Source organism: Pontibacter flavimaris, from assembly GCF_001907195.1.
GTDB lineage: Bacteria > Bacteroidota > Bacteroidia > Cytophagales > Hymenobacteraceae > Pontibacter > Pontibacter flavimaris.
In genome coordinates, this window is sequence record NZ_LVWA01000009.1 from 263,827 (window position 1) to 287,077 (window position 23,251).

At 53.6% G+C, this 23,251-nt stretch carries 17 protein-coding genes and 1 tRNA gene; 12 read left to right on the forward strand and 6 right to left on the reverse strand.

Annotated elements, in window-relative coordinates:
* Nucleotides 1–188: 188 nt before the first annotated feature.
* The 3 genes from A3841_RS15245 to A3841_RS15255 all read left to right on the forward strand — a co-directional run bounded on the left by A3841_RS15245 (nucleotide 189) and on the right by A3841_RS15255 (nucleotide 8,582).
* Complete coding sequence (locus tag A3841_RS15245; protein WP_235861434.1) at nucleotides 189–3,890, forward strand: sensor histidine kinase; 3,702 nt, start codon at nucleotides 189–191, stop codon at nucleotides 3,888–3,890.
* Nucleotides 3,883–7,371, forward strand: coding sequence for a TonB-dependent receptor (locus tag A3841_RS15250; protein ID WP_073853413.1), 3,489 nt, complete (start codon nucleotides 3,883–3,885; stop codon nucleotides 7,369–7,371). Before A3841_RS15245 ends, A3841_RS15250 begins: the two co-directional genes overlap by 8 nt.
* A 113-nt stretch (nucleotides 7,372–7,484) precedes the next feature.
* A complete protein-coding gene (locus tag A3841_RS15255) occupies nucleotides 7,485–8,582 on the forward strand; it encodes a hypothetical protein (protein ID WP_073853415.1) in 1,098 nt (365 codons plus the stop codon).
* A gap of 92 nt (nucleotides 8,583–8,674) precedes the next feature.
* Here A3841_RS15255 and A3841_RS15260 read toward each other — a convergent pair whose 3' ends face one another.
* Both A3841_RS15260 and rfaD read right to left on the reverse strand, forming a co-directional pair.
* Nucleotides 8,675–9,133, reverse strand: coding sequence for a YciI family protein (locus tag A3841_RS15260; RefSeq protein ID WP_073853481.1), 459 nt, complete (start codon nucleotides 9,131–9,133; stop codon nucleotides 8,675–8,677).
* A 144-nt stretch (nucleotides 9,134–9,277) separates the two neighbouring features.
* Nucleotides 9,278–10,243, reverse strand: coding sequence for an ADP-glyceromanno-heptose 6-epimerase (gene rfaD, locus A3841_RS15265; RefSeq protein WP_073853417.1), 966 nt, complete (start codon nucleotides 10,241–10,243; stop codon nucleotides 9,278–9,280).
* Between the two features lie 76 nt (nucleotides 10,244–10,319).
* Here rfaD and A3841_RS15270 point away from each other — a divergent pair, with 76 nt between their 5' ends.
* From A3841_RS15270 to A3841_RS20740, 5 genes are all read left to right on the forward strand, one after another.
* Nucleotides 10,320–11,210 carry an ABC transporter substrate-binding protein gene (locus A3841_RS15270; protein ID WP_073853419.1) on the forward strand — a complete coding sequence of 297 codons (891 nt, stop codon included), beginning with the start codon at nucleotides 10,320–10,322 and terminating at the stop codon, nucleotides 11,208–11,210.
* A complete protein-coding gene (locus A3841_RS15275) occupies nucleotides 11,207–12,217 on the forward strand; it encodes a FecCD family ABC transporter permease (RefSeq protein ID WP_073853421.1) in 1,011 nt (336 codons plus the stop codon). The genes A3841_RS15270 and A3841_RS15275 overlap by 4 nt, the downstream gene beginning before the upstream one ends.
* A complete protein-coding gene (locus tag A3841_RS15280; protein WP_073853423.1) occupies nucleotides 12,218–12,640 on the forward strand; it encodes a 6-pyruvoyl trahydropterin synthase family protein in 423 nt (140 codons plus the stop codon).
* A gap of 68 nt (nucleotides 12,641–12,708) precedes the next feature.
* Nucleotides 12,709–13,830: a lipid-A-disaccharide synthase gene (gene lpxB / locus A3841_RS15285; protein WP_073853425.1), complete on the forward strand. Its 1,122-nt coding sequence runs from the start codon at nucleotides 12,709–12,711 to the stop codon at nucleotides 13,828–13,830.
* 93 nt (nucleotides 13,831–13,923) lie between these two features.
* Nucleotides 13,924–14,046, forward strand: a complete 123-nt coding sequence (locus A3841_RS20740; protein ID WP_262502607.1) for a hypothetical protein — start codon at nucleotides 13,924–13,926, stop codon at nucleotides 14,044–14,046.
* A gap of 83 nt (nucleotides 14,047–14,129) precedes the next feature.
* On the opposite strand, the gene clpX is transcribed toward A3841_RS20740, so the two are convergent.
* The 4 genes from clpX to A3841_RS15305 form a co-directional block, all read right to left on the reverse strand.
* Nucleotides 14,130–15,353 (reverse strand): ATP-dependent Clp protease ATP-binding subunit ClpX, encoded by a 1,224-nt coding sequence (gene clpX / locus A3841_RS15290; RefSeq protein ID WP_073853427.1) that lies wholly within the window; start codon nucleotides 15,351–15,353, stop codon nucleotides 14,130–14,132.
* Between the two features lie 354 nt (nucleotides 15,354–15,707).
* On the reverse strand, nucleotides 15,708–16,406 hold the full coding sequence (locus A3841_RS15295; RefSeq protein ID WP_170866215.1) for a ClpP family protease: 699 nt from the start codon (nucleotides 16,404–16,406) through the stop codon (nucleotides 15,708–15,710).
* 92 nt (nucleotides 16,407–16,498) lie between these two features.
* Entirely contained in the window at nucleotides 16,499–17,821 is a 1,323-nt protein-coding gene (gene tig / locus A3841_RS15300; protein WP_073853431.1) for a trigger factor, read from the reverse strand.
* An 86-nt stretch (nucleotides 17,822–17,907) separates the two neighbouring features.
* A tRNA-Leu gene (locus A3841_RS15305) sits at nucleotides 17,908–17,989 on the reverse strand.
* Between the two features lie 244 nt (nucleotides 17,990–18,233).
* On the opposite strand from A3841_RS15305, the gene A3841_RS15310 reads away from it, so the two are divergent.
* Genes A3841_RS15310 through A3841_RS15325 form a run of 4 tightly spaced genes read left to right on the forward strand, consistent with a single transcriptional unit; the run spans nucleotide 18,234 to nucleotide 22,592 of the window.
* Nucleotides 18,234–20,423, forward strand: coding sequence for a RelA/SpoT family protein (locus A3841_RS15310; RefSeq protein WP_073853483.1), 2,190 nt, complete (start codon nucleotides 18,234–18,236; stop codon nucleotides 20,421–20,423).
* A gap of 54 nt (nucleotides 20,424–20,477) precedes the next feature.
* Nucleotides 20,478–20,978, forward strand: a complete 501-nt coding sequence (locus A3841_RS15315) for a Fur family transcriptional regulator (RefSeq protein WP_073853433.1) — start codon at nucleotides 20,478–20,480, stop codon at nucleotides 20,976–20,978.
* On the forward strand, nucleotides 20,950–21,300 hold the full coding sequence (locus A3841_RS15320; protein WP_073853435.1) for an STAS domain-containing protein: 351 nt from the start codon (nucleotides 20,950–20,952) through the stop codon (nucleotides 21,298–21,300). The genes A3841_RS15315 and A3841_RS15320 overlap by 29 nt, the downstream gene beginning before the upstream one ends.
* Before the next feature lie 8 nt (nucleotides 21,301–21,308).
* Nucleotides 21,309–22,592, forward strand: a complete 1,284-nt coding sequence (locus A3841_RS15325; RefSeq protein WP_073853437.1) for an adenylosuccinate synthase — start codon at nucleotides 21,309–21,311, stop codon at nucleotides 22,590–22,592.
* Nucleotides 22,593–23,251 lie beyond the last annotated feature (659 nt).

Below are 23,251 nucleotides of genomic sequence, written 5' to 3' on the forward strand. Positions count from 1 at the left end.
CTGCCATAGCCGCTGTGCAAAGGCATTTTGCGTTACGGCCATGCGCTTTAGGCATCAGCTCATACTTCAGGCAATTCTGCTGCCATCAGAACAGATGCCGAGCAGCACGTAAAAAACGTTAGCACGGTTCTTGAGGCGTTGGCGGTTATCCTTCGTTTTGCTTACATTCGTAGATAAACTGCTTAACTTTGAACCGGAAGTTTACCCTGCTTTTCTTTTTGCTCGCCTCGGCGCTGTGCTTTCTGGGCATGGCGGCATTGCACTTCGATGTGCTCTCCTCCCAAAGGCAGGACCAACAGCAGGGTGCAGCGGAAATCACCAGGCGCGTACAGCATTGCCTTGAAGAAGCCGACAGGCAAGCCGACACCCTGGCCGCCAGAATAGGCGATAACACCGTTTCCTTCTCCAGCCTGCTGCAAAGCACGAAGTACCCCGTGTTCATCTACAGGTCCGGAAAGCTGGTGTTCTGGTCGGACCACACGATTGCGCCGCAGCCCGATATCCCGGTGGGGCGCGACGCGACCCTTGCCATAGAGAACGAGTACGGCCGGTTTCTGGTGGTGCGGCAGCAAAGGCAGCGCTATACCATTGATGTCTACATTCCCCTTCAGGTAGATTACCACGTCAAAGACCCACGCCTGGCACCCAAGCTTGATGAGGATGTTTTTCAGCAGGCGAACCTGCAGCTTATACTTCAACCGGAGGCCTCCCTGCCACAGGTCTACACCAGCGACGGCCAGTTCCTGTTTTCACTGAACTTTGAGCAAACCCATAAGACAGCCGGCTATGTACGGGTACAGCTGGCCCTGTTTATACTTGGCTTGCTGTTTTTCATACTTTTTGCGGCGGGTGCCAGCCGAATTCTGATACAAAGGCGCGCCTACAGCCAGGGCATATTGCTGCTGTTGCTGCTGTTGGGCGGCATGCGCGTGGCGCTCCTGCTCCTCAACCTGCCCTTTGCCGTTATCGAGGTGGAACTGTTCGATCCAAGGCTATACGCGGCCTCCTTCTGGTCTCCGTCTGTGGGCGATTTGTTGCTGAATGTGCTGCTGCTGGCTACTGTGGCAGGGGCTGGCATCTACCTGTTCCGCAGGAACCGCGTGGCGACGCAACTGCTGGCGTTGCCGCAGGAGAAAGGCCGCACGCTGCTGATCATCAGTTGGCTGATCTTCTTTTTTCTGCTCTTACTGCTTTTCAGGTTCTACTACAGCATCTACCATAACTCTCCGCTGGTGCTGGATGTAACGCAGTCGCTTAGCTTCACCAAGTATAAAATGGTGCTGTACGGCATTATGCTGGTGCACACGGTGGCGCTGTGTATGTTCACCTATATACTGGTTACGGTGGTGTCGGTGCTGGTGCCGAAGGAGCAGCGGTCGTGGCCCTATAAAACGCTGCTGGTGGTGGCAGCCCTGCTGCTGCTGTTTACCGCCGTGTTTGTGGCGGAGCTCTTTGCGGTGGTGTTCCTGGGGCTTATCTTCTGGGCCATCATCATACTTGCGGCGCAGCACCACCACGCCGTGAGCCTGGCCTACCGCACCTATCTTCTCTTTTTCCTGGTAGTGATTGTAAGCGCCCTGACCGGGGCCGTGGCGCAATACGCTCATTACCACAACGACCTGAAGACCTACAAGCAGAACCTGGCCTTCAACATCCTGCAGGATAATGACGTGCTCGGCGAGTACCAGCTCAACCAGGTGGCGGCGCAGATTGCCTCCGATGAGCTTATAAAGATGAAGATGATGGGCCCTTATGTGGATGCTTCCTTCATCAAGCGCAAGATTACCCGCCAGTACCTCAGCGACTATTTCGACAAGTATGAAATAAGCATATTGCTCTTTGACGGGCAGGGCCGGACACTGGAGACCATGGACACGACCGTAGCCACGCTGCAGGAGCTGCGGCGGCGGTATGATCAGCCGCAGACGCGCACCGAACACAAGGAGCTCTTCCTTTTAAAGGACCCGGCACGCTATAACGCCCGCACCTACCTCAAACTGATACAGGTTCCGATCAGCAGCGTGCTGCAAGGTACCATTGCCTTGCAGCTTACCCTGAAGCGGCTGCTACCGAACAGCGTGGTACCCGAGCTGCTGGTGGAGCAGAAGCAGAACCAGCCCTTTCGGCTCGATATGCTGAGCTATGCCATCTACAGCGGCAACAAACTGCGCTACAGTGAAGGAGCGTACGACTACGCCACCAATTTTGACACCAGCCTGCTCAGGCGCCCGGAATTATACCGGCAGGGCCTGCCCCAGGACGACTCGCATCACTACGGGGTGCAGGGCGGCAACGGCCAGACGCTGATCATCACCACGGACAAGTATGGCGGGCGCGAGGTCCTGTCTAATTTCTCGTTTCTGTTCCTGGTCTTTATTGCCGGCCTGCTCTTCTGCGGCTTGCTTTACCTGTTGCTGCAGCGCCATCGGCTGCGCGAGTTCAGCCCTAACTTCAGTACCAAGATACAGTTGTTCCTGAACTTCGGTATACTTTTGCCGATGCTGCTGGTAAGTATAGCCACCGCCGGTTTAGTGACGGGTTCCTACAAAAAAGACCTGATGGTCCGCTACGAGCAGCGGGGCAAAGCCATACAGGAGCACCTGTCCCAGCAACTGAGCAGAAGGCTGCTGCAGCGGCAGCGACAACTGCAGCGAAGTATAAACGAGATAGCCGCCATCGCCGAGGCAGACGTGAATATCTACGACCGCAACGGGCAACTGCTGGTAACCAGCCAGCCGCTGGTCTTCGAGACGGGGCTGCTCTCCAAACTGGTGAACCCGGAGGCGTTTGCGGCTATTTCGGAGCGGCAGGCGCTGCGGGTGCTGCTGCAGGAGCAGGCCGGTAACCTGAGTTTCAACTCCATCTACCTGCCCCTGCGCGACGAGGACCACCCGGCAGAGCTGGCGGGCTTTATCGGCATCCCGTTCTTCGACTCCGAGAGTGAGCTGGACCAGAAGCTGATCGAACTGATCACCACGACCATGAATATCTTCTCGGTGATGTTCATTACGTTCATGGTCCTTACCTTCTTTGCCTCCCGCGCCCTTACCGTGCCGCTGCGCATGCTGGCCGACAAATTGAAGCGCACTTCCCTGACCGGTAAGAATGAGATGCTGGCTTATGAGGGGGCCGACGAAATAGGCATGCTGGTGAACGAGTATAACCGCATGCTGCTGACGCTGGAGCAGAACAAGCAGGAGTTGGCGATGCAGGAGAAAGAGGCGGCCTGGCGCGAGATGGCAAGGCAGGTGGCCCACGAGATCAAGAACCCGCTCACGCCGATGAAGCTTTCGCTGCAGTACCTGCAAAAGGCCATTGCCGAGAAACGCCCGAACACCGAGCAGCTCATCGATAAGATCTCGCATACACTTATCACGCAGATCAACATCCTTAACGACATCGCGTCCTCCTTCTCCAGCTTTACGTCCATGCCCGAGCCGAAGGCGGAGCCCATGGATGTGGCTGCCTCCCTACGAAAAGCCGCTGATCTCCACAGCGACCCGGCCACGGCCATACTTACCACGCAGATTCCAGAGGGCGAGGTGATCGTGAAAGCGGATGAGAGCCTGATGGTGCGCACCTTCAATAACCTATTGTTGAATTCCATTCAGGCAGTGCCCACGAGCCGGCGGCCACAGATACGGGTAAAGTTGGAACTGCAGGACAACCGGCAGGTGTTGATCTCGATCAGAGACAATGGCAGCGGCATTCCGAAAGAGATCCAGGGCAAGGTGTTTATCCCGAACTTCAGTACAAAGTATACTGGCTCGGGCATCGGGCTTGCCGTGGCCAAGCGCGGCATCGAGAACGCCGGGGGCAAAATCTGGTTCGAGACGCAGGAGGGGCAGGGCACCACGTTCTTTATACAGTTACCGCTGGCGGATGAGTAGCAGGGGGCTGCGCATAGGGCTGTTGCTCTGGCTGCTGAGCCTGCCGCTGCTTGCCCAGGTGCCCCTCAGCAACAAACGCTGCAAGTGGATACCCGTTACCGGCATGCCGCAGCAGCTCGACACGCTCACGCTCTTGCCCAGCTCCATCACGCTGCAGCACCCTAAAAAAGAGCAGTTCCGCTACGACTACAACTATACTTCCAACGAGTTTACGCTCACCGGTTTTCCCGCTCCGGACTCGGTGGCCTTGGATACCTTAGGCACCATGCAGGCTGTGCCGGACTCGGTGCTGATTTGTTTTAGGGTGATGCCCCTGAACCTGACCCAGCCCGCCTTTAAGCGCGACATAGCCAAGCTGGAGCTGAAATCGTCCCGGGACGGTTATTACCAGGAGGACATCAGCACCAAGGAAGAGATTTTCCGGACGCCGGGACTGAACAAGACAGGGAGTATCTCCAGGGGCGTTTCATTTGGCAACACCCAAAACGTGTTCGTCAACTCTGCCCTCAACCTGCAGCTCGACGGCAAACTGACCGACGACATTAGTATAACCGCGGCCATCACCGACCAGAACATTCCCTTTCAGCCGGAGGGCAACACGCAGCAGCTGCAGGAGTTCGATAAAGTATACATTACGCTGCAGCACCGGCTTTGGCAGCTGACGGCGGGCGATGTGGTGCTCAGGAGCAAGCCGTCCTACTTTATGCAGTTCTACAAAAATGTGCAGGGTGGCGCCTTCAGTTATATCACCGGCAAGAGCCCGGAGCGGCAGGGCGTCACCACGGTGGCCGCCTCGGTGTCTAAGGGAAAGTTTGCCTCCCAGGCCATCACGCCACAGGAGGGCGTGCTGGGGCCGTACCGCCTGCGTGGCCCTAACAACGAGCTGTTTATTATTGTGCTGGCCAACTCGGAGCGGGTGTTTCTGGATGGGGTGCTGCTGCAGCGGGGGTACGACTACGACTATGTGATCGACTACAACCAGGCAGAGATCACCTTCACCACGCGCCACGTCATCACCAAAAACTCAAGACTACGGGTGGACTTCGAGTACTCGGACCAAAATTACAGCCGGGGCATCTACCACCTCAACCACTACCAGAACCTGGGCAAACTGAAAGTATACGGCAACTACTACAACGAGAGCGATAACCCAAACAGCCTGCTCAACCTGAACCTGAACACGGAACAAAAACGCCTGCTGGCAAGTATAGGCGACAGCCTGAGCCAGGCCATCTCGTCCGGTGCCGACAGTGTGGCTTATGATCCGGGGCAAGTGCTTTACGCCCGCCGCGACACCTCCTATAACAACGGGCAAAGCCTGGACCGCATCTATGTGTACTCCACCGATCCTGATTCGGCCCATTATAGCGTGAGCTTTACCAACGTGGGCCCCGGCAACGGCGACTATGTAGCGGTGACCGGCGCTGTGAACGGGCGTGCTTACCGGTGGGTGGCGCCGGTAAACGGCGTGCGGCAGGGAAGCTACGCCCCGGTGCGCGTGCTGCCCACGCCGCGCAAGAAACAACTCGTAACCTTCGGCGGTAACTATGAGCTGCAGAAAGGCGTCAGCTTTTTCGCCGAGGGCGCCGCCTCACAACATGACCTGAACCGCTTCTCGGACAAAGATGCCGGAGATGATAACGGCAAAGGCCTGCGGGTGGGCTATGTGGTGCAGGACAGGCCGGTATCGTTCCTGGGCAAGTATAAACTCAACAGCACGCTGAACTATGAGTATACCGATGAGTACTTCGAGCCGATTGACCGCTACCGTCCCATCGAGTTTGACCGCGACTGGAGTTTGACCAATACTAGGAAGGCGGAGGACCATATCTTCAACTTCTCGGTGGGCGCGGCACAGGATGCGGCTAACCTGATTAATTACCGCATCAGCCGCCGCCACCGCGAGGAGCAGCTGGACGGGGTGCAGCACCACCTGGACGTGATGAAAAAGTTCGGGAAGCTGGTGCTGCGCAACCGCTTTTTTATACTTAATAGTAAAGAGGCGCTGCGCGAGTCGCAGTGGTACCGGGGCGATGTGAACGTGGAGTATAAACTCGGGAAGATCTCGCCAGGGTATACGTACAGCTTCGATAAGAACCGCCTCACGGCCCTGGACTCAGACTCCGTGGTAGGCTCGGCGCAGTATTTTGAGCAGCACATGTTCTACCTCGAAAGCGGCGACACCACCAAAACTAAATTCCGACTGGATTATGCCCACCGACGCGACCGCTTTGCAACGGGGGGCGGTACCATGGGCAACCTGGAGGTAGGGCAGACTTACAATGCCATACTTGAGAAAAAGATAAACCAGGACCAAACACTGGCGGTGCAGGCCACCTACCGCAAGCTGAACGTGAAGAAAGGAAAGAATGAGGAGACCATACAATCACGGGTAGACTATAACGGCAGCTTTGTGGACGGGGCTTTCCGGTCGGAGCTAAGCTATGCCACCGGCACGGGCCGCGAGCTGAAGCGCATCTACATTTTCCAGGAGACGCTGCCGGGGCAGGGCACCCACTACCTGCGCGACGGCGGCGACCCCAATAACCTGAACGATTACCTGGAGGCGCAGACGGTGGACCAACGCCGCTACATCAAAATCTACCTGCCCACGGATGAGTACGTGAACGCCTACACCAACACCTTTACCTACCGCCTCACCACCGCTACGCCACGCAGCTGGCGCAACGAGCCGGGTATAAAAGCCACGCTCTCCAACTTCTCGATGCTCAGCTTTGTGAGCATCAACAAAAAAACGACCGATAATGACCTGGAGCAGCGGTTCAACCCTTTTAGCGAGGACGTGGAGGATGCCTTTCTGATCTCGCTGATCAAGCAATTGCGCCACACGGTATACTTTAACCGCAGTAGCCCCAAGTATGGCATGGAGTATACGGTGCAGCAAAACGAGCAGAAGCAGCTGCTGACCAACGGCACCGAGACCCGCAATGTGCTAAGTCATGTGCTGATTGGCCGGATGAACCTGAACGAAGTGCTGAGTTCGCAGATGACCCTGGGCTATAACGTGCGCGAGAACCAGTCGAATTTCCTGAGCTCAAAGAACTTTAAGATTCAGGCACGGGAGCTGTCGCCGGAGCTGGCTTACCAGCCAAACGCCAAACTACGCTTTACCGGCAAGTACCAGTTGTCGCTGAAAGAGGATGTGCTGGAGGTATCGGAGACGGAGCAGGAGGGACGCTTCCATGAGCTGGGGCTGGAGACGAAGCTAAGCCAGGTGGGCAAGCGCACGATCACAGGCAACATCAAGTATGTCAACATCGACTTTACAGGAAGTGAAACCTCCAGCGTGGGATATGAGATTTTGAACGCCCTGCGCCCCGGCAACAACATGACCTGGTCGCTGGTAATGCAGCAGCGCCTGAGCAATGGGCTTAACATCTCCCTCAACTATGATGGCCGCAAGGCTAACGGGGTAGGGGCCGTGCATACCGGCAGGACGCAGGTGTCGGTGCTCTTCTAAGTATAGCTATCTTATATTAGTATATTTTAATTCTAATATAATATTTTCTATCTTGTTAAGGGACAGCATATTTTGCATTGCTGTCATACTTAAACTCTAATCCCTTACCTGCTATGAGACACTTCTTGCTAAGCTTCTTCATCCCGTTGCTGCTCGTTTCCTGCAACAAAAAAGAACTGGAGGAAATCGAACCGGCTCCTCCTGTTATCTGGGAAGTACATGATTATTTTTTACACAACCAGCGCTATATCTCAAACCTATACAGTAGTGATGATAAACTACAGGTAATGGGGATGCATCTTTTCTCTACTATCTCGCTGGAAGGAGGGAAGGAGGATGTAAAGCATTATGTGCATCCATTCCAAAACGTTTCTCATCATAAGCACCCGATGAATTCTAAGGTGTTTGGCGGAACAGATGGTGATTACCTGCGCTTCAAAACCGTTAGCGACCCTGTGCTGAGTGGGTCTGGCCTTCTGATAGAGGTAGCTACCCTTGACCCGCTATTTAGAGAGTTCAGCCTGATTATGTCATACTCAAATGAGAGTTTCGCCATTTCGGAGAACAATGTGGCGCTGGTGCCCTACAATTTCTATAATGAGGAAACAGGACGACACAGTTTGCGGTATCTTCTGGTGAAGCTGGCAGTTGAGAAAGACGTCCATAACAATGACAAGCTTGTACTGGAGGAGACACGCATTTTGACTCCAGCTGAACAAGGGGGAGTTGTGCGACACATGCGATCTCACCAAGACAACTTTTACGTTGCCACCGACTGGGGCTTTTATAAGTTTTCAAAAGAAGGTGAGATCAGCTTCCAGATGCCGCACCAAATAGCCTATACTTCATTTGATCATAAAGGAGAGATTTACGCCTTCGCCAGGCATGGAACGAGGCAAACGCATGGCTTGTTTCGGTATGGATCGGGGCAAAGCTGGTCAATGGATGCACAAATTGGTAATTCAGCAGAGATGCTCGCTTATCACGCAATCAGTGATGAGTTATTATTAGCGAGTTATAACAGTCAAATTTTCGAAGTGGAGCTAGGTGTAGACAAGCTAATAGTGAGGGAGCTAGATAACACTGGTTTGGAAGGACACTACATCACTTCGATCGCCATGGTAAAAGATAAGGTGTACATCGGTACGCACTCAGGTTTATTTAGTAAGGCGGCAGAACACCTGCTGACTTATAAGGAAGAAGAAAAGTAAACAATAAATACTCAGCACTAATTAAGAAGCCCCATCTGCCTTCAATTGGCAGATGGGGCTTTGAGTATAAGGTAGTAGCCAAAGTATAAATACTATGGTTTCTGCTGCTCAATTCTACTGTGCGCTTCCAGGTATACCGGTAGCGCAGCGGATCCATACCACAGGTACAGCTCCACCTCAAAAACCTTCGCCTTAATAGCCGGGTCCGTCTCTACCAGTTTTTGGGCTTCTTCTACCGTCTTCACGTCAAGTATAAAAATGCCGCGGTAGTTTTTGTCGTTCTTGCCCAGCGGGCCGGCTACCACCAGTTTTCCTTCTTTGGCGAGTCTGCCGATGTTTTCCATGTGCCCTCGGAAATAGTCATTCAGCTTTTCTTTGTCGGTAGTGGTGTTCGGGCCGGTTTTAAGTATAGCCAGCACATACGGCTTCATGCCATACGCATCAGCGCCCAGCGAGTCGGCCAGGGCTTTATCATAGTTGGGGTTTTGTGTTTGGGCGCTTGCTGTAAAACCTAGGCAGCAAAGTATGGCAAGGGCTAGAAAGTGTTTCATAAGTATAAACTTGGTCTCCTGAAGTATAAAGAGTCCCAAGATACAGCATCAAAGCAAAAGGGCAAGTATAGATCAACACCTATACTTGCCCTCGAAAAAATATATTATATCACGGTAATCAGAGTAATCCCAGTGATTGCCGGTCTAGTAATATTTCCCCTCCATCAGGTAATTCTGCACATAATCCTTCACACCTTCCTCCAAGGTATAAAAAGGCTTGTCGTAGCCGATGGAGCGCAGCTTGCTCATGTTAGCTTCCGTGAAGTACTGGTAGTTGGCGCGCAGGTTCTCGGGGGTATCCATAAAGTCGATGTTCGGCTCTACACCCATACTTTCAAATGTATTCAGGGCAAGCGCCATAAAGGTGCGGGCTTGGCCGGAACCCAGGTTATAGATGCCGGAGTTCTTGCGGTGGTGCATCAGGAACATGCACACGTCCACTACATCCTTTACATACACAAAGTCGCGCATCTGCTCGCCGTCGGCATACTCGGGGTTATGTGAACGGAACAGCTTCATACTTCCGCGCTCCTTTACCTGGTGGTAGGCGTGGAAAATTACCGAGGCCATCTTGCCTTTGTGGTACTCGTTGGGACCATAGACGTTAAAGAACTTTAGGCCGGCCCAGAAGAAAGGCTTGGCTGTTTGTTGCAGCGCCCAGATATCAAAGTCATTCTTCGACTCGCCGTACGGGTTCAGGGGTTTCAGTAGCGGGATGGTCGCTTCATTATCGTCGTAGCCCAGGGTGCCGGAGCCGTAGGTGGCCGCTGAGGAGGCGTACACCAGCGGAATCTGATACTCGGCGCAGGCATTCCACATTTGCTTGGAGTAGTTCAGGTTCAGCAGGTCGAACACGTCCTTGTTAAACTCGGTGGTGTCGGTGCGGGCACCCAGGTGAAAGATGAACTCCACGTCCTCGTAATGCTCGTCGAGCCACTCAAAGAAGTTCTCGCGGTCAACGTACTCCTTAATCTTCTTGCCCTTCAGGTTATCTTCTTTCTTGGCGACAGAAAAGTTGTCCACCATCACGATATCGTTGAAATTGTCCTGGTTCAGCCTGCTGACGAGGCAGCTGGCAATGAAACCTGCGGCGCCTGTTACTACTATCATATTTCTTTGTTAAGCCTGTATCTAAAATTGCGTTAAATTTACGAAAATAAACCGAGCCGCCTGCGCCATCTATACGTTGAGACCAGCCAGATTTATACTTCATACCATACTTTGTTTGCTGCTGTTATCGTGCGGCCCGCAGGAGAAGCAGGCGCAGGAAGCGCTGGTGCTTACAGACGACCTGGGCCGTGAACTGACGCTCCAAAAAAAGCCGGAACGGGTGTTCGCCTTTGCCTCCTCCATCACCGAGATGCTCTACGCCGTGCTCGACACCAGCACCATCGTTGCCCGCACGCCCTCCGACGATTACCCGGAAGCTGTGTACCAGAAACCGCTGGTGAGCAACTACCCCGTGGATTACGAGCAGGTGCTGGCCCTGAAGCCGGACCTGATTTTCACCGTAGAGGGTATCACTCCGCTGGAAGTGGCTGAGCGCCTGCAGCAGCTGGGCGTGCCGGTATACTACCAGAAGTATAGAACGGTGGAGGACATCTTTACCGGGATAGAGGACATTGGCCGTATCATGGGGCGGGAGCAGCAGGCGCGGCACCTGACGGATTCGCTGCGACAGGAGGTAGAGCAGTTGCATCAAAAGTATAAACACCGCGAAGATCCGCTAAAGGTGCTGGCCATTACCTGGTCTGACCCGATTTATGTGTACGGGCAAAATACCATTTTTACCGATAAGCTGCGCATATTGGGGGCCGAGAATGCGGTGCAGGAAGTTTTCGAGCAGCCCTACCCGGCGCTCACGCGCGAGTATGTGTTGAAGCTGAACCCGGATGTGCTGCTGGGTGGCACCAAGAAAGAACTGGAGGAAAAATTCTTTCACCTGTACCCGGAGCTGCGCCGCATCAAGGCATACCAACATAACCGCCTCTATAAACCGGACGATAACCTGATGTCGCGGCCCAGCCCGCGGGTGGTGGAGTCGCTGCGGGAGCTGGAGGGCTTCCTGTATCCATGAGGCGGCGCGGTTTATACTTTATACTTGCCCTGCTGCTCATTCTGGTAGTGATGCTGCTGGGGCTGCAGGTTGGCTCCTTTGACACCGACGTGGCCACTATCTTCAGCGCCCTCTTCCATTACAATCCCGACGATACCACCCACTTTGCCATACTTCATCTGCGCCTGCCGCGGCTTATACTTGCCCTGGTGGTGGGCGCCTCGCTTGCCTTCTGCGGCTACCTGATGCAGGCCATGGTGAATAACGGGCTGGCTGATCCATACTTGCTGGGCACGGCTTCAGGCGCATCGCTGGGTGCTGTCATCGTGTTCTTTGGCTTTGTGCCGATGACGGTGGCCGGTTTATACTTGCCGCCGGTGTTTGCCCTGGCCGGCGCTTTTGTGGTGACGCTGGTCGTGGTGATGCTCGGATACCGCAAGCGGCAGATCATTCCGGCGCAGCTGCTGCTGGCGGGCATTGCGCTGAGTTCTTTGGTAACGGCCATGGTGGGGCTACTCACATTCCTATCGGATTCCGAAGGGAAGCTGCGCTCGGTGGTGTTCTGGTCGATGGGCAGTTTTGAGCGGGCCAGTTGGGAGATGGTGCCTTACCCGGCGGCGGCGCTAAGTATCGCCTTGCTGCTGTTTGCTTTTTATCAGAAACAACTCAACATACTTTTGCTGGGAGAGGAGCGGGCGCAAGCGTTGGGCATCCGGGTGGCGCAAACGCGCTGGGTGATCCTGGCCACCGTATCGGTGGTAACGGGCTTTGCCGTGGCCACCTCCGGGCCGATCGGGTTTGTGGGATTGATCATCCCGCACGTCACGCGCGGGCTGTTGGGCGCGACGGGCAGGGGCAACCTGCTGCTATGCGCTTTTATCGGCGGCTTGTTCATGTTGCTCTGCGATTTACTCTCCCGCATAATTTATCCGCCCGCAGGGCTGCCCATCGGAATTATTACTTCGTTCTTTGGTGTTCCTTTCTTTGTATATTTGCTGTTCAGAAAGAATTACAATTTTAGAGGATAAATGATTTACGTTAGCAGGTTAGAGCACTTTAACGCAGCTCATAAGCTATTCAACCCGAACTGGTCGTTGGCTAAGAATAAGGAGGTTTTCGGGCCATGCGCCAACACCAACTGGCATGGGCACAACTATGAGCTGATCGTGACCGTGAAGGGCAAGCCCGACCCGGACACCGGCTTTGTGATCGACCTGAAAAAGCTCAGCACCCTCATCCGCTCCCACATCATCGAGAAAGTAGACCACAAGAACCTGAACCTGGACGTGGCCTTTATGGAGGATAAGCTGGCCAGCACCGAGAACCTGGTGGTGGAGTTCTGGAAAATACTGGAGCCCCGCGTGCAGGAAATCTCGAATAATAACGCCACGCTGCATAGCCTGAAACTTTACGAAACCCCACGCAACTACGTAGAGTACTTTGGAGAATAATTTAGCCAGCGGTTTATACTTCTCCGCTGCTATGCTTATTTTACTAGCTCCTAAAGACACCCTACCCCATGAAATATTACATCATAGCCGGCGAGCGCTCTGGCGATCTGCACGCATCCAACCTGATCAAACAACTCCGACTGCAAGACCCGGAGGCGCAGATCAGGGGCTGGGGCGGCGACATGATGCAGGCGGCCGGCATGGACCTGGTGCGCCACTACCAGGAAATGGCCTTTATGGGCTTTGCCGAGGTATTCAGGAGCCTGCGCAAGATCCTTGGCTTTCTTAGTGACGCAAAGGCAGATATTAAGCAGTACCAGCCCGATGTGGTTATACTTGTGGACTATGCGGGCTTTAACATGCGCATCGCCAAATTTGCCAAGAAGCAGGGGCTAAAGGTGTTCTACTACATCTCGCCAAAGATATGGGCCTGGAACCAGGGACGCGTGCACGGCATCAAAAAAGTGGTGGACCGCATGTTTGTGATCATGCCCTTTGAGGAGGACTTCTACGGCCGCTTCGATTACAAGGTAGATTATGTGGGCAACCCCGTGAACGACTCTGTTTCAGACCACGTGCCTACGGATGATTTCAGGGCCAGGAACAGGCTCTACAACAACAAACCCATCATTGCCATACTTCCGGGCAGCCGCCGGCAGGAGATCGAGAACATGCTGCACGTGATGCTGAGCGTGCTGCCCAACTTCCGCGATTTTCAGTTCGTGGTGGCGGGCGTGAGTAATTTCTCCAAGGAATATTACGAGCAGTATAACAAGGACCCCAACATCAAAATCGTCTACGACCAGACCTATGATTTGCTCGCGCATGCCAAGGCGGCGCTGGTCACGTCGGGTACGGCTACGCTGGAGACTGCCTTGTTCGGCGTGCCGCAGGTGGTATGCTACAAGACAAGCACTATCTCGTATTCTATCGGGAAGATGGTGATCAAGGTGCCCTACATCTCGCTGGTGAACCTGATTGCCGGCAAACCCGTGGTAACGGAGCTTATCCAGGATGATTTTACGGCGAAGCAGATCGTGGCCGAGCTGAAGCGGGTGCTGTTCGATAACCACTTTATGCAGAAGCAACAGGAGGGGTACGCGCTGGTGCGCAGCAAGATCGGCAGTTTCAGGACCGCCGAGCGCGCTGCCGAGCTGATGGTAGGCTACCTGAGGGCGGAGAAAGTATAAAGTATAAACCTGCCTGCAGGGTGTGCCCGTATAGAGAAAGGCCTGCCGCGCCGGCAGGGAAAATCGCTGTACAACCCCTAAAACCCCGAAACTATGAAACCTATTTTGATCGCCTTAGGCCTGACAGGTTTGCTAATATCCGTGCTGCTGATGCGGGCAACCTCCACAGATTCTCTACTGGAAGAGGAATGGGGAGACGATTACCTGGAAGTATAAAGGCCGCAAAAGTATGGACACAAAAAAGGCGGGGCTCACCACAACTGGTGAGCCCCGCCTTTTTTAGCTATTTTATACTTGCCCTAGGCTACCTTCAGCTGCTTCAGGGTTGATTTTTCGAATTTTTCGCGGGCATAGTCGCCGGTGATAACCAGTTCCTTGGTGCCTTCCTCGGATGGCAGCTCAAACATGGCGTCCGTCATGATGCCCTCGCAGATAGAGCGCAGGCCACGGGCTCCCAGTTTATACTCTGCCGCCTTCTCCACAATGTACGCCAGCGCGCCCTCATCAAAGGAAAGGCTGATGTTTTCCATCTCGAACAGGCGCTTGTACTGCTTCACGATAGAGTTCTTGGGCTCGAGCAGGATCAGGCGCAGGGTTTCCTTGTCCAGCGGGTTCAGGTGCGTGAGCACTGGCAGGCGGCCGATCAGTTCCGGAATCAGGCCGAAGTTCTTCAGGTCCTGGGCCGTCATGTACCTCAGGAAGTTCTCTTTCTCCTCCATCTCATCCATCTTCGACTTCGAGAAGCCGATAGGGCGGGTGTTCAGGCGGTTTTTGATCAAACGGTCGATGCCCACAAAGGCGCCGCCGCAGATAAACAGGATGTTCTCGGTGTTCACGGTGATCATCTTCTGCTCCGGGTGCTTGCGCCCGCCTTGCGGTGGCACGTTCACGGTGGTGCCTTCCAGCAGTTTCAGCAGGGCCTGCTGTACGCCTTCGCCGCTCACGTCGCGGGTGATGGAGGGGTTATCGCTCTTACGGGCAATCTTGTCAATCTCGTCGATGTAGACAATGCCGCGCTCGGCCGCCTCCACATTATAATCGGCGGCCTGCAACAGGCGCGTAAGTATACTTTCCACGTCCTCGCCCACGTAGCCGGCCTCAGTCAGTACGGTAGCGTCGGCAATGCAAAAAGGCACCTGCAGGATGCCGGCCATCATGCGGGCCAGGTACGTTTTGCCGGTACCCGTCTCGCCCACCATGATGATGTTCGACTTCTCGATCACCACGTCGTCATCGGCAGGCTGCTGCATCAGGCGCTTGTAATGGTTGTAAACCGCCACCGACATCACCTTCTTGGCCTCATCCTGCCCCACCACGAACTGGTCGAGGTAGGTTTTCATCTCCTTCGGCTTCATCAGGTTAAACTTCGGAGTACGGCTGCTTGCGCGAATCTTGTTCTCCTCGTTCAATATCTGCTGCGCCTGCCCGATGCAACGGTCACAGATGTGCGCGTTGATGCCGGAGATCATCACCGATACATCCTTTTTATTTTTGCCGCAAAATGAGCACGTAATTTCTGCCATAAGAAACGATTGATCCAGAGTAGTTTACGCGTCTTTTTAAAACACGTAAAGCAAAGGTACAAAATTGAATACTTATACAAGTAGAAAAATTTCAATACAAACTCTTGAGCGCTGTTGAAACAGGAATATAAATTCTAAGATAAGTATTTTACTATTTTTATGTAAGGCATTTATTCCCAGTTGGTTAATTGGGACAGATGTTAACATCCGCCTGTGGAAAACTTTTTTGCCCTGACGCTGTTCTGCGACTCTCTGCTAACACCAACAGGTCTTTTATTAGTGCAAAACGTGCAAAATAAAAACCCGTAACAGTTTTGCTACGGGTTTTTATACAATATAAGTTATACTTTATACTTAGGACGTCTTGCGGGTAAGCACCTCGTCGATCAGGCCGTACTCCTTTGCTTCTTCGGCACGCATCCAGTAGTCGCGGTCCGAGTTGTCGTATACTTCCTGGTACGATTTGCCGGAGTGGTCAGCCAGGATCTCGTAGAGTTCCTTTTTCAGCTTCAGAATCTCGCGGGCCGTGATCTCGATGTCGGAGGCCTGGCCTTGGGCGCCGCCCATCGGCTGGTGGATCATGATGCGGGCATGCGGCAGGGCAGAGCGCTTGTTCTTGGCGCCGCCGGCCAGCAACACGGCACCCATCGAGGCTGCCAGACCAGTGCAGATCGTGGCCACATCCGGGCTTACGTACTGCATGGTATCGTAAATTCCCAGGCCTGCATACACGGAGCCGCCCGGGCTGTTGATGTAGAGCAGGATGTCTTTCTTGGCATCAGCCGACTCGAGGAACAGCAGCTGGGCCGTGATGATATTGGCGATGAAGTCATCCACCTGCGTGCCCAGGAAAATAATGCGGTCCATGATCAGGCGCGAGAACACATCGATCTCACGGAAGTTGGTAGGGCGTTCCTCAATCACGGAGCGGGTCATACTTTCGATGGTGTGCATGGCCCTGCCTTCCACGTGGTGAATATATTGGTCTACGCCAAGGCTGCTCATGCCCTGGCCTTTTACGGCAAACTTGCGGAACTCGTCTTTGTTAAACATCATGTTGTTTAGATTTACGGTTTTCTCAAAAATAAAAAAGTCCTTCTAATTCCGAAGGACTTTTTTATAAAGTTATGTATGTGCGCTTCCGGTTAGAGCGACATATTTCTGAAGTCCTCTGATGAGATGGTTTTCTCAACAACAGTCATCTTCTCTTTTAGTTTAGCGAGCACCTTCTCGGCCAGCAGTTGCTCGTACTCGTTAATGTAGTTACGGCCATTGTCCTGCTGCAGATACTGCTGGGCATAGTTGTTCATGCTTTCCATCAGTTCCTCAGGTATCTCCGGCATGTTAAACTGGGCCAGCATCTTCTCCTTGGTGGCGTCTACTACCTCCTCGTTCGATACCTTCAGCTCGTTCTCCTCTACCACCTTGTTCTTGATCATCGACCACTTCAGCTCGCGGGTATACTTGTCGAAGTTCTCCTCGATCTGCTCTGGGGTGATTTTGCCGTCGTTGGTCACCTCGATCCAGCGCTTGAAGAACGCTGTTGGCAGTTCTACCTCCACGTTATCGATCAGGGTGTCCATGATGTTGCGGTACAGCAGGTTGTCCGCCTCACGCTCATAGTTCTCCAGGATGGTCTCACGGATCTTGGCGTCGAACTCCTCTTCTGTCTTCACTTCGTCCTTACCGAAAAGCTTGTCGAAAAGCTCCTGGTTCAGCTCAGCGGACTCGGTGCGGTTGATCTTCTCCACGATGAACTCGAACTCACCGTTCAGGTCAGCCACCACGTCTTTGTCCAGGCCTGTTACGTGCGCCAGGGCAGCGTTGTCGTCGCCAAAAGTCTTGCGGATGTCGAAGCGGATCACGTCATCGGCCTTCACGCCCACAAACTTGTCCTGGCCCTCCACCACACGGCTTGTCGGGATCAGGGTCTTGGACTGGAAATCGCCGTCCACCTGCTTCAACTCGCCGGAGATAAAGTCGCCCTGCTCAGACGTCTCAGGGTTCACAGTCTTGCCAAACTGGCGCTTCAGGTTCTCGTACGCCTCGTCAATGGTTTTCTGGTCCAGCTCAACTTTGTAGCCCTCTACGCTTTTATCCAGCGGAAGGTTGAAGTCCGGCAGCAGGCCAACTTCATAGTTGAATTCAAACGTTTTCTGGTTGTCCCAGTCGATCTCCGGCTGGTTTGGCTCCGGCAGGGGCTCGCCCAGCAGCTTCACGTCGTTCTCACGGATATACTTGGAGATCTCCTCCTGCAGCGTTTTGTTGATCTGCTCCACCAGAATGCTCTTGCCGTACATCTTCTTTACAAGCCCCGCAGGCACTTTGCCAGGTCTGAAGCCTTTGATCTGGGCTTTTTTGCTGTATTCTTTTACCTGCTGGTCTACTTTCGGTGCGTAGTCCGCCTCTTCCAGTACCACCTTCAGTTGCGCATTGGTGCTGTCGGTTTGGTTTAATGTAATATTCAAGGCTTATAAAAATTTAAGATTTTAGAGATACCTATTAAAAACAAACCCCCAACAGGGCATGTTGAGGGTTCGTCGTGTTGTGTTTGTGCGGATGGAGGGACTCGAACCCCCATGCCTCGCAGCGCTAGATCCTAAGTCTAGTGCGTCTACCAATTTCGCCACATCCGCTTGATCGTGCTCGTTTTAGTGATGCAAAGGTAAGCAACGATTTTTTAAATGCAATACGGCGCTTTAATTTTTGTCGAATATTTTTTATCCTGCATATAGGGCCAAAGTACCAGCGGATTCGCCCGGGGCGTATTGGTTGCATCTTATAAACACTTATATTTGAAACTTATAAGGCCGCCAGCTTATTTATACTTATAGCATGCGCCGCCACCGACGGCCGCAGCCTACAGCACAGTTGCACAACATGATTGATTTAGAAGCAGAACGCAAAGAAATTCTCAGGTACTACAGGAGGTTGCTTCGGCACGCCAAGCCTTTCTTAAAGGACAACGACGCCAAGATCATCAAGAAAGCCTTTAACACCTCGCTGGAAGCGCACCGGGATATGCGCCGCAAGTCCGGAGAACCCTACATTCTGCACCCGCTGGCTGTGGCTCAGATCGCTGTGGAGGAGATCGGGCTGGGCACTACCTCCATCGTGGCCGCCCTGCTGCACGACGTGGTGGAGGACACCGACCTGGAGGTATCGGATATTGAGCGCGAGTTCGGGCCAAGCGTAGCCAAAATTATTGAAGGGCTCACAAAGATATCCGGCGTGTTTGACTACGGCACCTCGCAGCAGGCCGAGAACTTCCGCAAGATGCTGCTCACGCTGAGCGACGACGTGCGCGTTATACTTATAAAGCTGGCCGACCGCCTGCACAACATGCGCACGCTGGGCAGCATGCCGCGCCACAAGCAGCTCAAGATCGCCTCCGAGACCATGTACCTGTACGCCCCGCTCGCGCACCGCCTGGGCTTGTATACTATAAAGTCGGAGCTGGAGGATCTGTACTTAAAGTATACCGACACCGATACCTACAAGGAGATCTCCAGGAAGGTACAGCAGACGCGCAGCGCCCGCAACAAGTTCATCAAGGATTTCATAAACCCGATAGAGGAGGAGCTGGGCAAGTATGGCTTTACGTTCAACATCAAAGGCCGGCCCAAGTCGATCTACTCCATCCTTAAAAAGATAAAGAAGCAGAACATCACCTTCGACGAGATCTACGACCTGTTTGCGGTCCGGATTATACTGGACGTGCCGCTGGAGAACGAGAAGGCCGCCTGCTGGCAGGTATACTCTATTATAACGGACTTCTACCAGCCAAACCCTGACCGCCTCCGCGATTGGGTGAACACGCCCAAGGCCAACGGCTACGAGTCGTTGCACACCACCGTGATGAGCAAGTCGGGGCAGTGGGTGGAGGTGCAGATACGCACCCGGCGCATGGATGAGATTGCCGAGCGCGGGTACGCCGCCCACTGGAAGTATAAAACAGAGGGCGGGGGCTCTGCCGAGGGCCTGGAGCAGTGGATCAACAAGGTGCGCGACATGCTGGAGAACAACACGGCCAACGCCCTTGAGTTCATGGATGAGTTCCGCAAGAACCTGTTTGTGGAGGAGGTGTTCGTGTTCACGCCGAAGGGCGAACTCATTATACTTCCGGATAAGTCCACCGCGCTCGACTTTGCCTTTGAGATCCACTCCCAGATAGGCCTGCACTGCCTGGGTGCCAAGGTGAACCAGAAACTGGTGCCGCTCAGCTACAAGCTCAAGAACGGCGACCAGGTGGAGATCCTGACCTCCCAGAAGCAGAAGCCGAACGAGGAGTGGCTGCAGTATGTGGTTACCTCCAGGGCGCGTACCCGCATCAAGGACGCCCTGCGCGAGGAGCGGAAGAACAAGACGGAGCAGGGCAAGGCCATGCTGGATGCTAGGCTGGACTACCTGGGTGTGGTTGATAATCAGCAAAACATGAACAGGCTGCAGGCCTTCTTTAACGTGGCCACGCTCCAGGATTTATACTATAGAGTCGCTACCGGGCATATCGATATCAAGAACATCAAGGAAGTTATCTTCACCGCCACGTCCGACAAGAGCGTATCCATGCTCGACCTGAATACCTTCGACAGGGAGGTGCAGAAGATCAGGGGCGTGAACTCGGATATGCTGGTGATAGGGGAGACCACCTCCAACTGGGATTACCGCATGTCGAAGTGCTGCAATCCCATTCCGGGCGATGATGTGTTCGGCTTCCAGACTGAGGACGATGGGATAGAGATCCACCGCACCAACTGCAAGCGCGCCGTGGAGCTGATGTCGAACTACGGCAACCGCATCATCAAAACCAAGTGGACGGAGCAGAAGGAGCTCGCCTTCCTGGTAGGTATCCGCATCAAGGGCACCGACCGCGTGGGCCTGGTCAACGACCTGACCAAGGTGATCTCCACCAGCTTAAAAGTAAACATGCGCTCCATCACCATCGACTCCAACGACGGTATCTTTGAAGGCAACATCATGGTGTTCGTGAACGACACGAGCCACCTCGATAAGCTGATACAGCGCATGAGCAAGGTAAACGGTATACTTACCGTAGAGCGTTTTGATTAAGGGCAGGCCTTATTTATACTTAAAGGCGTGTCTTATATACTATAGAAGAAGAAAATGGCATTAGATACAAGGAAGTTCGAAGAAGTAAAAAAGATCTTCACGGCATACTTAGAAAGCAAGGGCTTGCGTAAAACACCTGAGCGCTATGCCATCCTGGAAGAGATTTACTCCAGCGACGGACACTTTGATGTGGAATCGCTCTACATTAACATGAAAAACAAGAACTACCGCGTGAGCCGGGCCACCGTGTACAACACCCTGGACCTGCTGGTGGAGAACGACCTGGTGAGCAAGCATCAGTTCGGCCGGAACCTGGCGCAGTATGAGAAGTCGTACGGGTATCGCCAGCACGACCACGTGATCTGTACCGAGTGCCACAAAGTGGTGGAGTTTTGCGATCCGCGCGTGCATCAGATCCAAAGTTTGGTGGGTGAACTATTAAATTTTCATATCTTGCACCACTCCCTGAACCTATACGGTGTTTGCGGCGATTGCCGCGCTAGAAAAGCGACAGAGGAACAAAAGCATGAAGTATCAGACAGAACTGAAGGGTGATATCCTGTTTATCCGGCTGGAGGGAGACCTGATAGCAGGCACAGACACGCAGCAGATGATCGATAGCGTGGATGGGCTGCAGGAGGGGAAGGTGCTGCTCTGCGCCGTGGACATGTCTAACGTACGGTTCATGGACAGCAGCGGCATGGGCGTGTTAGTATCGCTGCTCACGAAGTTCCGCAACCGGAGCGGTGAGCTGGTGCTGATCAAACCATCCGACCACATCCGCAAGCTGCTTATAGTTACCAAGCTGAATGCGATATTTACGATAGCTGAGAACGATGACTTCGCAGCGCAATTCTTAAAGGAATCAACATACTAAATACTTAAATGGCAGTTGACATTTTAATAGGTCTGCAGTGGGGCGACGAAGGCAAAGGAAAGATTGTAGACGTTCTTGCCCCGACCTATGACATTGTAGCCCGTTTCCAGGGAGGCCCTAACGCTGGGCATACATTAGAGTTTGAAGGCACCAAGCACGTGCTGCACCAGATACCGTCCGGTATTTTCCACCCGGAGATCAAAAACATCATCGGCAACGGCGTGGTGCTGGATCCCATCGTTTTCCGCACGGAGATGCAGAAGCTGCAGGACCGCGGGGTAGACGCTTCCCAAAACCTGTTCGTCTCCAAAAAGGCATCGCTTATACTTCCATCGCACAAGGTGCTGGACCGCGTGTCGGAAGAGGCGTTGGGCAGCGGTAAGATCGGCTCAACCCTAAAGGGCATCGGACCAACTTACCAGGATAAGATCGGGCGTGTGGGGCTCAGGGTTGGTGATATACTGGCCGCTGACTTTAAGGAGCAATACAACAAACTGGTGGAGCGCCACCGCAAGACGGTGGAGTTCTATGGGCAGACGCTGGAACTGGGCGAGCAGGAGCAGAACTTCTTTGAAGCCGTGGATTACCTGCGCACGCTGCAGCTGGTCGACTCGGAGTACATGATCAACGAGGCGCTGCAGAGTGGGCAGCGTATACTTGCAGAAGGAGCACAGGGTGCATTGCTGGATGTCGATTTCGGAACATATCCTTTCGTTACTTCCTCCAGCACGATCGTGGCTGGCGCGTGTACAGGACTGGGTGTGGCGCCAAAGCACATCGGCGAAGTATACGGTATCTTTAAAGCATACTGCACCCGCGTAGGCAGCGGTCCCTTCCCGACCGAGCTGCTGGATGAGGTGGGGGAGAATATTCGCCAGGCCGGCCGCGAGTTCGGCTCCACTACCGGTCGCCCGCGCCGCTGCGGTTGGGTAGACCTGCCAAGCCTAAAGTATAGCATCATGCTGAACGGCGTTACGCAGCTGAACATGATGAAAGCAGATGTGCTGACGGAGTTCGACACTATACAAGTGTGCACGCACTATAAATTACCATCAGGCGAGATAACAGATAAGGTGCCCCACTCGATGGAGTCAGATGAACTGCAGCCGGTGTATGAAACCCTCCCTGGCTGGAAGGTAGACCTGAACAAGATAGAAAAGGTGGACGAGTTACCAGCGGCATTCAATAATTACCTAGCTTTCCTGGAGAAGCACCTGCAGGTTCCTATCACTATAGTATCCGTGGGGCCAGATAGAAAGAGTACACTGAGAAGAGAAGCGGTGAACGCATAAGGAGTAGAAGTAGGTGTAATGTCTACTATTATAGTATAGCAAAAGCCCCGGGCGCAGGTCCGGGGCTTTTTTGTTTTCGGGGCGAGGTGGCGGGCGTCAGAAACTTTTCCTGCTCGTATTCAGGAACATCCGGTGTGGCAACATCTTTTTTCAGCGGCAGGTGTTGGAAGTTGGTATGTTGTTGCTACTTTTGCATCCCGTTCAGCAGGAGCGGGAGTACAGAGAAGGCGGAGTGGAAGGGGGAAACCCCGGGAAGCGCCCCCTGGAAAAAAAAGTTCTGGCCAGGCCTTGCGGCTTCGAAAAGCTTTCTTACCTTTGCATCCCGTTTCGGCAGGAGGCGGTCAGTGGGAAGGCTTGCTAACACAGGGCTGAGGCCCGGTGCGGCGGGGAGGGAAAAGCGGAAAAAATCTTTCAGAGATTCGCTTGGAAATCGAAAAAGGCTGCTTACCTTTGCCTCCGCTTCCAAAAGGAAGCTTCCTCAGGCCGGCAGGGCTAAAGAAAAAAGAGTGAAGATTTGCTTGGGATTTTAGAAAGAGTTCTTACCTTTGCAACCCGCTTCGAAAGGAAGCGCCGCCGCCGGCAGGGCAGCGGAAAGAGAGAGAAAAAAAACACCGCAAGGTAGTTGGGAATTGAGAAAAGATTTCCGACCTTTGCACCCC